This is a genomic window from Endozoicomonas sp. SESOKO2 (assembly GCF_024606245.1).
Classification (GTDB): domain Bacteria; phylum Pseudomonadota; class Gammaproteobacteria; order Pseudomonadales; family Endozoicomonadaceae; genus Endozoicomonas_A.
Window position 1 is genome coordinate 1 of record NZ_JAHHPQ010000357.1, and the last position, 1,906, is coordinate 1,906.

General features: G+C 45.0%; 1 protein-coding gene. It reads right to left on the minus strand.

The genetic code is table 11. From position 1 onward, the window contains the following. Positions 1–176: 176 nt before the first annotated feature. On the minus strand, positions 177–1,906 hold a 1,730-nt coding region (locus KDK17_RS08040), incomplete at its 5' end, for a hypothetical protein (protein WP_257253369.1).

The following is a 1,906-nucleotide window of genomic DNA, read 5'->3' on the forward strand; positions in this document are numbered from 1 at the left end:
TTCTCCACCAATCTGACCATCCATGGTTAATCTCCCTACTGCTATCTGAAGGACTCAATTGAAACTGTTTTATAATTTGACCTTTATGCAGTACGAAAGTTCAATTTTGACAGCAGTTCGTTGCCATGGAAGGAAGTCGCCCATCTCAAAAAAAATTCATCACGAGCAGATGGTTATCATGTATCCAATGAGTCATAAATCGAATTCAAATTCACACTGCTGAAAAACTCTTCGGCAATTTTTGTCAGCTCATTGGTTTTGAGAATCAGAGCGTTTCTGGCGTTATGTGCTTGCCGTAAGTAGCCATCATTAATAGATTCCTGCGACCAGGAAGAGCTCTTGATTAAATACATCATGGCGTACAGCTCTGCTGGTGAGGATGGATCATGAGCGCCAAAGAGGCCACAATTGTCTTCCCCCTCGGCGAAAGCATCGGCCCAACAATAGGTTAAGCGCCCACCTTTCGAATGTGTCATTTCATACAAATAATGAATGAAGACCTGCTGAATCGCTTTCTTGCATTTGTTTTTTATGCCAGTAATCAGAAATTGTTCACTGAATGGTACCTCAAGGGACTTTAGGGTAGGTTCGTACTTGCTTATGATATCAAGCTTTTCTTTCTTACTATCCGTTGCTCTGAGAGCATTTGAGTATCGTTGTTCCATTGCCTCATATTGATTGATTTTTTCCAATATCTGCTTCAAGACCGGGCTGTTCTCAAGTTTTCGTTGAAACAGGGCCTCGGCCTTTTCATTAATCACTTCGCTGTCCAGGGAGGGCTGCCCCAGTATAATCACCGGACGGTGGCTCCCCATGCCCGAGTTGAACTGCGCAAAGGCAGGTTGTTGCGCCAGCAGTCGTTCTATATTCGGAACGCCCTCTGGTTTGTCCGTCCAGGCAATCTCTACGGATGGACTGACAATTTTATTTTCAAGGAATGGCGAATGCCCATCATGATGATGAGTGATGAAGAAGGCATTCTCTTTTCTCTTCTGGAATTTTTTACAAGGCGACCGCCACCGCCATTGCTGGTTCTTTTTTTTCCCGGACATCAATACCTCATACCACTTTTTCAGACAATGAGTGGCTTTAACGTTCAGTTCATCGACACTTTGCAGACACACCAATAGTTCATGATGTTCAACAGCGTTTATAACGAATCTGCCGTAGGTCGGCACTGGATCCAGCCAACCCGAATCCAGGGCTTCACGGGCAAAGTGAATAATCGAAGGACGGGTCAAATCACTGTTTGCCAGTACGTCCACCATTGAACACAACCACTGGTCAGGGCTTGTTCCGGCCTGATCAATCATTTTTGAATGGAGTGATTTGAGTTTTTCAGTGACCTGATCTTCATCACTGTTGGATAATATTTGTTTGAGTGCCTCCGACATTGGTTTAGGTTGTGATTCCCCGATTGGAATCACTTTGCCGACCAATGTCTTCTCGTCTTCGCCCAATGCCTCTGTTTCCAGCGACTCTAACATTGAGGCGCCCATGGAAAAACTGGTTAGATCTTTTTCCTCCCAGAGGTGCTTTACTGTTTCGAAAGTACTCAGATTATTGTTTGGCAACGCACAGCCAGTCTCAAGGGCATTGTTCAGTTCCTCGAGGCTCATTCCACAGGCTTTAGCCAGAATTTGCTGTTGTGCCAGATCAGCATCTTTCAGGACATTCTTCAGGAGATCCATGGTCTTCTTGAACTCACTGCCAGAACCACTGACCTTCCTGGTGAGCTGGAATTTAGATGTGACTCTGGTTTCCTCGAAAGGCTCTCCGCCCAAATTCACTTTTTCCCAAGTTTGGCCTCTATCCGGGGAACACTCAGCAAAAGTATGGATAGGATTAGCGATTTGCCGACATGGAATGCCAAAATAACGACAAAAAGCAATAAAAACAGGCACAC